Source organism: Arthrobacter sp. 10T413_2 (assembly GCF_056394205.1).
Genome location: NZ_JBFTHK010000174.1, coordinates 1 through 8,777, shown reverse-complemented (window position 1 = coordinate 8,777; position 8,777 = coordinate 1). Strand labels below are relative to the sequence as shown.

At 68.7% G+C, this 8,777-nt stretch carries 6 protein-coding genes and 1 riboswitch; all 6 genes read right to left on the bottom strand.

The genetic code is table 11. From position 1 onward, the window contains the following. Positions 1-2: 2 nt before the first annotated feature. The gene (gene proB, locus AC1DBQ_RS19315) at positions 3-1,178 is read right to left on the bottom strand and encodes a glutamate 5-kinase (protein ID WP_476930045.1); all 1,176 of its coding nucleotides are present in this window, start codon (positions 1,176-1,178) and stop codon (positions 3-5) included. Beyond that, positions 1,168-2,754: a GTPase ObgE gene (obgE, locus tag AC1DBQ_RS19310; protein WP_476930044.1), complete on the bottom strand. Its 1,587-nt coding sequence runs from the start codon at positions 2,752-2,754 to the stop codon at positions 1,168-1,170. The genes proB and obgE overlap by 11 nt, the downstream gene beginning before the upstream one ends. A 115-nt stretch (positions 2,755-2,869) precedes the next feature. Further along, positions 2,870-3,133 carry a 50S ribosomal protein L27 gene (gene rpmA / locus AC1DBQ_RS19305; protein ID WP_009372867.1) on the bottom strand — a complete coding sequence of 88 codons (264 nt, stop codon included), beginning with the start codon at positions 3,131-3,133 and terminating at the stop codon, positions 2,870-2,872. A gap of 61 nt (positions 3,134-3,194) precedes the next feature. Continuing rightward, positions 3,195-3,503 carry a 50S ribosomal protein L21 gene (rplU, locus tag AC1DBQ_RS19300; protein WP_018773353.1) on the bottom strand — a complete coding sequence of 103 codons (309 nt, stop codon included), beginning with the start codon at positions 3,501-3,503 and terminating at the stop codon, positions 3,195-3,197. A 356-nt stretch (positions 3,504-3,859) separates the two neighbouring features. Beyond that, positions 3,860-5,497: a bifunctional hydroxymethylpyrimidine kinase/phosphomethylpyrimidine kinase gene (locus tag AC1DBQ_RS19295; RefSeq protein WP_476930043.1), complete on the bottom strand. Its 1,638-nt coding sequence runs from the start codon at positions 5,495-5,497 to the stop codon at positions 3,860-3,862. Next, positions 5,480-5,577, bottom strand: a riboswitch (TPP riboswitch). (Overlaps the previous gene by 18 nt.) A 145-nt stretch (positions 5,578-5,722) precedes the next feature. Further along, positions 5,723-8,777: Rne/Rng family ribonuclease (locus tag AC1DBQ_RS19290; RefSeq protein ID WP_476930042.1), on the bottom strand; the 3,055-nt coding region annotated here is incomplete at its 5' end.

Sequence of the window (8,777 nt, the reverse complement as noted above, 5' to 3'; positions counted from 1 at the left end):
ACCTAGACCAGCACCAGATCGTCAACATGAACAACTTCGCGGTCATATCCGCGGCCCAGTGCCTTGCCTAGCTCGCGCGTGGAGCGGCCCAGCATTTGGGGCAGTTCGGCGGCGGAATAGTTCACGAGCCCGCGCGCAATCACGGTGTTGTCGGTCGAGACCATCTCCACGGCATCGCCGGCCTCGAAATGTCCGCGCACGGCAGCGATCCCGGCCGGCAACAGTGAGGTGTGGCGGTCGCGGACGGCCGTGACCGCGCCGTCGTCGAGCACCAGCGTGCCCTGCACGGACGCCAGGTGGGCCAGCCACAGGAGCCGGATGGGTTTGCGGGAGCCGTTGACGGAGAACCACGTTCCCACGTCCTCCCCTGCCAGCGCGGCGGCCGCATTGCGCGTGGAGGTGACGAGGGCGTGGATGCCCGAACCGGCGGCGATGCTGGCGGCCTCCACCTTGGTGACCATGCCGCCCGTGCCCACGCCGGCCTTTCCGGTGCTGCCGATCGAGATGCCGTCGAGGTCGTGCGGGCCGGAAACGTGCGGAATCCGCTTGGCGCCGTGCGACGGCGGGCCGTCGTAGAGGGAGTCGACGTCGGAGAGCAGCACCAGCGCGTCGGCGCGGACCAAGTGCGCCACCAGGGCGGCGAGGCGGTCGTTGTCGCCGAAGCGGATCTCATGGGTGGCCACGGTGTCGTTTTCGTTGACCACCGGGACGACCCCGAGGTTCAGCAGCCGGTCCAGCGCGCGGAACGCGTTGGTGTGCTGGCTGCGCCGCATGAAGTCATCAGCGGTCAGAAGCACCTGGCTGACGGTGACCCCGTGGGCCCCGAACGCGTGCGTGTAGCGGGCCATCAGCAGGCCCTGGCCCACGCTGGCGGCGGCCTGCTGGGTGGCGAGGTCGCGCGGACGCTTCTCGAGTCCCAGTGGCGCGAGCCCGGCCGCAATCGCACCGGAGGAGACGAGGATGATCTCCGCGCCCGCGTTGCGCTTGTGCGCCAGGGCGTCGGCGAGGCCGGTCAGGGCCTCTTCCGAGATCCCGCCCTTGATGGACGTCAGCGAGGACGAGCCCACTTTGACGACGATCCGGCGGGCCCCGGACAGCGCGGTACGGTCGGGAGCCTTGAGGGTCTGCGCCTTGAGGTAGTGAGGCGTGATGTGCCCGACGACGGTCTTACTCGTCATCGGCTTCGCCCAGCCCACTCTCCTTGAGCGGCCGCGCCCGGCGGCCGCTGACGGATTCGGTCCAGATACCGGCCTTGCGCTCGGCTTCGAGCTCGGCGCGGGCGGCGGCCTTGGCGTCGCGGCGCTCCTGCTGCTCGTCGCGCTTCTGGCCACGCGTCGGGCGGTCGCCGATGTCGGCGAAGCGCACGTCGGTGCCGCGCGGCGAGGCGAGCAGTTCGGCGCCGGCCATCATGGTCGGCTCCCAGTCGAAGACGACGCCGTCGTCCTCACCGATCACCACGGTGTCGCCCGGAGTGGCGCCCTGCTTGAAGAGTTCGTTTTCGACGCCGAGCTTGGCGAGGCGGTCGGCGAGGTAGCCGATCGCTTCCTCGTTCGTGAAGTCGGTCTGTTTGACCCAGCGCACGGGCTTGTCGCCAAGGACGCGGAAGAGCGGCTCGAGGTTCTTTTCCTCGCGGCGGATCGTGAAGCCGGATTCGTTGACGGCGCGGGGGCGCAGCACGGGAGCCGGCACCTTCGGCGGCGTCGCGGCGACGGCGTCGCGGGCGGCCTTGACGATTTCGGCCATGGCAAAGCCCAGCTGACGGAGGCCCTCGTGGCTTGTTGCGGAGATCTCGAAGACCTTGTACCCGCGGGATTCCAGTTCCGGGCGGACGAACTCGGCCATGTCCTTGCCGTCAGGCAGGTCGACCTTGTTCAGCGCCACCAGGCGGGGGCGGTGGTTCAGCGGGACCACTTCGCCGTCGGTGCCGGCGTAGCTCATGTCCACGGCGTACTTCTCGAGCTCGGCCTCGATGATAGCGAGGTCGGAGAGCGGGTCGCGGTCGGCTTCCAGGGTTCCGCAGTCGAGCACGTGCACCAGGGCGGCGCAGCGCTCCACGTGGCGCAGGAAGTTGTGGCCCAGGCCCTTGCCTTCGCTGGCGCCCTCGATCAGGCCGGGGACGTCGGCGATCGTGAAGCGCACCTCGCCGGCCTGGACGACGCCCAGGTTGGGGATGAGGGTGGTGAAGGGGTAGTCGGCGATCTTGGGCCGAGCTGCGGACATCGCGGCGATGAGGCTGGACTTACCGGCGGACGGGAAGCCGACCAGGGCGATGTCGGCGATGGACTTCAGTTCCAGGACGATGTCGCTGGATTCGCCTTCGATGCCGAGCAGCGCGAAGCCCGGGGCGCGGCGCTTCTGCGAGGACAGCGCGGCGTTGCCGAGTCCTCCGATGCCGCCGGCCGCCGCGATGTACTCGGCGCCTTCGCCTACGAGGTCGGCGAGGACTTCGCCGGTTTTGGACTTAACGACGGTTCCCTCGGGAACCGGAAGAATGAGGGTCTCGCCGTTCTTGCCGCCGCGCCAGTCACCCATGCCGGGACCGCCGTTGGTGGCGTGCCGGTGGGGGGCGTGGTGGTAGTCCAGGAGCGTGGTGGTCTGCGGGTCGACGCGCAGGATGACGTCGCCGCCATTGCCGCCGTTGCCGCCGTCGGGACCGCCGAGGGGCTTGAACTTCTCGCGGTGAACGGAGACACAGCCGTGGCCGCCGGTACCGCCGGATACGTGCAGTACTACCCGGTCTACAAAGCTAGCCACGTGGATCTCCTCAGTGCTGTTCCCCGGACCCCAAAAAGCCCAAGTTGATTGTAATGCGGTTAAAACACCGGTGGAGCGGACCTAATGGCCCGCCCCACCGATTTAGAACTTGTTGTTACTCTGCAGCTGCAGCAGCCACGATGTTCACAACGCGACGACCACGGCGGGTGCCGAACTCGACAGCACCGGGGGTCAGGGCGAACAGGGTGTCGTCCCCGCCGCGGCCAACGCCGGCGCCCGGGTGGAAGTGGGTGCCGCGCTGGCGGACGATGATTTCGCCTGCGGAAACTACCTGGCCACCGAAGCGCTTCACGCCGAGGTACTGGGCGTTGGAGTCACGACCGTTGCGAGTGGAACTCGCGCCTTTTTTATGTGCCATTTGAAATGCCTGCCTTCAAAAATTCTGGGGAATCTGCTGGAACCTGAACAGTAACGAAGAGTTACTTGATACCGGTGATCTTGACCTTGGTCAATTCCTGACGGTGGCCCTGGCGCTTCTTGTAACCGGTCTTGTTCTTGAACTTCTGGATGACGATCTTCGGACCACGAAGGTCTTCGAGGATCTCAGCCGTAACCGTTACCTTGGCCAGGTCCGCAGCAGCAGACGTGACCTTGTCACCGTCCACCAGGAGCAGTGCGGGCAACTCAAAGGTGCTGCCGGCTCCACCGGGGACGCGGTTCAGGGTAACGAAGTCTCCAACGGAAACCTTCTCTTGGCGGCCGCCTGCGCGGACAATCGCGTACACCACTGGGGAACTCACTTCTCTCGACGTTTATTACTAGATTTGCGTGCGGAACCTGGGGCCAAATTGTTTGGACCGGCTCACGCTGTGCCTCAACGCCGGTGGATTCCCCGGGGGAACCCATGAGCTACCCCCGGAACAAATCCACGAGGAATTCCAAGTGGACAGTTCTCAGGGTCATAACCCAAGTGTTGGCGTAAGCACCGAAGATCTAGAATACGCTAATTTTGCCTTCGGCCGCAAATGAGGCTGGTTCCGGCGGGTAGTCCGTGATAGGCGCCACTGCGTTTTTACGCAGTGTTGCCGCAACGACTTCCGGAACCGTGCCCCACCATCCTAGCGGGTGTGCGGGGCGGGTTGGGTCAGGCGTGCAGCCTCGGCGCGTCGAAGAAGTGCACTTCGTAGCGTGAGGACTGCCGGAACGCCAGGGCCATGGCCTCCCGCTCGCCGGCGGAGGCCTGCCGGGCCGCCGCATCGGTGTATGCAATCGCTTGCCGGGTCGCGGCGGCAAAGTCCTCATCGGCGTACGTCCGCAGCCAGTCGGCGTAAGGGTGCGCCGCGGGGGCGCCGCCGGCCAGGAACTCCCGGTGCAGGGTGGCCCCGACTTCGGCGTAGAGCCAGAAGCACGGCAGGGCTGCCGCCACGAGCACGCCGTAGCTGCCGGAGACGGAAGCGGCCTGCAGGTGGTCCACGTAGGACTTCGTGACCGGGCCCGGGCCGGCCGCCGTGGGCCGGGTGCTGAGCCAGGAGCGGTGGAGCTCGGATTCGACCTCAAGGCAGGTCTGCGCCGTGCGGGCCCAGAACAGCTGTTCGGCCTCCGTTGGGGCGATGGCGGCGGCCCGGGCCAGAACCCGGGAGTACCCGTTGAGGTAAATGGCGTCCTGGCCCAGATAATAGGCGAATTCGTCCTCGGGCAGGGTGCCGTCGGCGAGTCCGCGGATGAAGTCCAGGGCATAGATGGCGTCGAGATCCGCCGCGGCGCCGTCGCGCAGGGCCGCGGCGAACTCGCCCTCCGCGGGGCTCTCCGCCGGCCCCTGGCCACGCTGCCCACTCCCGCCGCCCGTGCGGTCCTGCACGTGGTGGAAGTGATGGACCGGGCCGTTGCCGGTGCCGACGTCCAGGGCCGAGGCTTCGCGGAGCGCGCCCAGCAGCCACGGCTTGACCTCCCGCAGTGCGGCCTCCCAGTCCCCCACCCGTGCCTGCACCGTGGCCATGGCCGAGGACAGGGAGCAGCCGGTGCCGTGGCTGTTGCGGGTGGCGATCCGCTCCCCCGGCACCACCACGGTCTCCTGCCCCAGCAGCCCTACAGTGTTGACCAGCGCATCCGGGCAGCCGTCCCCGGCAGTGTCCCCGCCGCTATCCCCGCCGGCGAGGTGTCCGCCCTTGACCAGGACGGTGGTGCCGGTCAGGGCGGCCAGGCGCTTGCCCTGCGCCAGGGCTTCCGCCCAGTCTGCCGCGACGGGTTCCTTGAGCAGGATGGCGAGCTCGGCAAGATTCGGCGTGATGAGGTCCGCCAGCGGCAGGAGGGCCTGCAGTGCGGCCTCGGCGGATTCCTGCAGGAGCCGGTCGCCGCTGGTGGCCACCATCACCGGGTCCAGGACCACGACGGCGGGGCGCACCTTTTCCAGCCAGCTGCGGACGGCGTCGATCACCGCGGCGTCCCCGAGCATGCCGATTTTCACAGCGTCGATGCCGATGTCGTCGCTGATGGCGTCCAGCTGCGCCGTGAGGAACTCTGCCGGAGGAACGTGGACGGCGCGCACGCCCCGGGTGTTTTGCGCCGTCAGGGCCGTGATGGCGGCCATGCCGTAGCCGCCGTTCGCAGCGATGCTCTTCAAGTCCGCCTGGATTCCTGCGCCGCCGGATGGGTCCGAGCCGGCGATGGCCAGCACCCGGGGAATGCGCAGCGGCGCAGACGGCGCGGAGGGCAGAAAATTGGGAGGTAGAAAAGCGTCGGTCAGAAATTCAGACGGATTCACTGTTGCGGACAAGTCAGACATCCCTTCGCCGGTGCTAACCGGACAGGTTCAACGGGTCTGGATCTCAGCCGGCCCGATGCGCGGCACCCCGTGTCAGTGGTCAAGCCTAGCCGCTGTCCCGGCGCTGCCCGGTTAACGGCGAAGCGGACCCGGGCCGGAGCGGACGTATTGTTACGCCCGCTCCGGCCCGAACCCGCAATTTACACTTCAGCCGGATCAGTGGCGGAAGGGATCAGCCGTGGAGGACTACAGCTCCGATGCCGGCACGCCGACTCCGAGGATGATCGGCTCGTTGCCGGCCGGGATGGCCGGCCTTGCCGCGGCGGGTGCCTTGGCCTCGTGAACCGAGCCGGCCGCGGCCGGCCGTGTTGCCTCGCGGTGCTCCACGGAGGTCTCGTTGGCTGCACCCTGGGCGCGGCTGGCGCTCCGGTTGCGGCGCCCGCGGCGGCCACGCGTCGTCGTGGTCTCCGCTGTCCGTGCAGCCGGTGCCTCGACGCGCGCAGGCTCGGGTGCCGTGGCTTGAGTCTCGTGCCGGGCCTGGGCGGCCGCCTGCCTGTTGGCCTGAGCCTCAGCCTCGCCCAGGTTGGCGAAGGCCTCGGTCAGCAGGTCGAGGGTCAGGGACGGCTCCGGCGTGCCCTCGGCGTGCTCGACGAACGGCAGGGCCACCTGCTCACCGCCGAACGTCAGCACAGCCGCGGGACGGCCTGCTGCCTCTTCCGTGGCGGCAAGCTTCGTGACGGCGTCGACGGCGGCCTGGCGGGCCCCGGCGTCGCTGGCGGCGGCAGCTTCCCCGTCATGCAGGTGCGCGGCGTGGGCCGCGGCGGCGACCTTTGCCAGCGCGGCACGGGTGGCTTCAGCCTTGGCATGGCTTTCGGCCTCGGTGGGCTCGGCGTGGACGGCGGCCGGTGCGGACGGAGCGGACTCCGGGCCCTGACCCCGGCCGCGGCGACGGCTCTTGCGTTCGGTGCGGGCGGCAGGCTGGGCCTCGGCGCGCGGGACGTAGTGCTCGGCAGCGACCGTGTTGGCCCGGCGGTGCTCGACAGGTTCGTCGTGGGTGACGATGCCGCGGCCCGCGCAGGCTTCACACTGCTCGCCAAATACTTCCAGCAGCCCGGTGCCCATCCGCTTGCGGGTCATCTGCACGAGGCCCAGCGAGGTCACCTCCGCCACCTGGTGCTTGGTACGGTCCCGGCCCAGGCACTCCACCATGCGGCGGAGCACGAGGTCGCGGTTGGATTCGAGCACCATGTCAATGAAGTCGATCACGATGATGCCGCCGATATCGCGCAGCCGCAACTGCCGGACGACTTCCTCGGCCGCTTCCAGGTTGTTCTTGGTGACGGTTTCTTCGAGGTTGCCGCCGGAGCCGGTGAACTTCCCGGTGTTGACGTCCACCACGGTCATGGCCTCGGTGCGGTCGATCACGAGGGACCCGCCGGAGGGCAGGAAGACCTTCCGGTCCAGGGCCTTGTGGATCTGCTCGTCGATGCGCCAGGCAGCGAAGATGTCCGTGTCCTTGGTCCACTTCTCGAGCCGGCCCACGAGGTCCGGCGCCACGTAGGTCACGTAGGCCTCGATGGTGTCCCAGGCTTCCTCGCCGGAGACGATCAGCTTGGAGAAGTCCTCGTTGAAGACATCGCGGACCACCTTGATGGTGAGGTCGGGTTCGCCGTAGAGCAGCTCGGGAGCAAGGATCTTCGTGGAGGTCGACTGGCTCTCGATGCCCTCCCACTGCGCGCGGAGCCGGTTGATGTCGTGCGTCAGCTCTTCCTCGGATGCCCCTTCGGCCGCGGTGCGGACAATCACGCCCGCGTCCTCGGGCAGGCGGTCCTTGAGGATCCGCTTGAGGCGGTTGCGTTCGACGTCGGGCAGCTTGCGGGAGATGCCGGTCATGGAGCCGCCGGGCACGTACACCAGGTAGCGTCCGGGCAGCGAGATCTGGCTGGTGAGCCGGGCGCCCTTGTGGCCGACCGGGTCCTTGGTGACCTGGACCAGGACGGAGTCGCCGGACTTGAGCGCGTTTTCGATCCGGCGCTGCTTGCCTTCGAGGTTGACGGCGTCCCAGTTCACTTCGCCGGCGTACAGGACGGCGTTGCGGCCGCGTCCGATGTCCACGAAGGCAGCTTCCATGGAGGGCAGCACGTTCTGGACCTTGCCCAGGTAGACGTTGCCGATCAGGGAGTCCTGCTGGGTCTTGGAGACAAAGTGCTCGGCCAGGACACCGTCTTCGAGGACGGCGATCTGGATTCTGTCGTCGCGCTGGCGGACGATCATCTGCCGGTCCACGGATTCACGGCGGGCCAGGAACTCGGCTTCGGTGATCACGGTGCGGCGGCGGCCGGTGTCGCGGGATTCGCGGCGGCGCTGCTTCTTGGCCTCGAGGCGGGTGGAACCCTTGACCGAGGTGACGCGGTTATTGACCGGGGCCTCGCTGATGGCCCGCGGCGCGCGCACGCGGGTCACGGTGTTGGGCGGATCGTCGTCTCCCCCGCCGGTCAGTTCCAGGTCCTGGTCACCGCGGCGGCGGCGCCGCCGGCGGCGCGAGGTCACGCCGTCCTCGAGCGTCCCGTCCTGGCCTTCCTCGCCCTCTTCCTCGGTGCCTTCAACGTCGGTGTCGGACTCGGCGGAGGTGCGGGTGCGTCCGCGGCGGCCACGGCTGCGGCGGCGACGGCGGCTTCCCGCGTCCTCGTCCTCGTCGCCTTCCTCCTCCTCGGCCTCCGCTGCTGCGGCCGCCGGGGCCGGACGCACCACGGTGCTGAGGTCCGGGGCCTGGAAGATCACCGACGTGAGGGCACCCGGTTCCAGGAAGAGTGATGCGGCAGGGCTCTCCGCCGGCTGCTCATCTGCCGTGACGGGCTGTGCAGCCTGTGCCTGTGTTTCGGCGGGTGCGGCGGCCGCTTCTTCGGTTGCTCCTTCCGCCGCAGCTACTGCGGGGACCTCGTCGACCTTCGGAGCGGCCTTGGCGCGGCTGGCGCGGCGCCGGACCGGCTTTTCCGCAGCGGCGGACTCTGGTGATTGTGCTGCTTCGGCGGGAACTTCTGCCGCGGCGGCGTTGGCTTCAGGTTCGTCGGCGAAGGCCGGCAGGGGCTCCGGCACGGCAACCGGCTTCCGGGCACGGGTGCGCCGTGCGGGTGCTTTTGCCTTGGGTTCGGGGGCTGCGGCCCGTTCGGCGGCGGCGAGCGGCTCATCCGAGGCGGTTGCTGCGGCCAGGGCCGCGGCTTCGGCCACAGCTTCGGCGGCCGCCGCGGCGTCAACCTTCGCGACGGGTGCCTTGCGGCGGGTCCGGACGGACCTCTTCGGC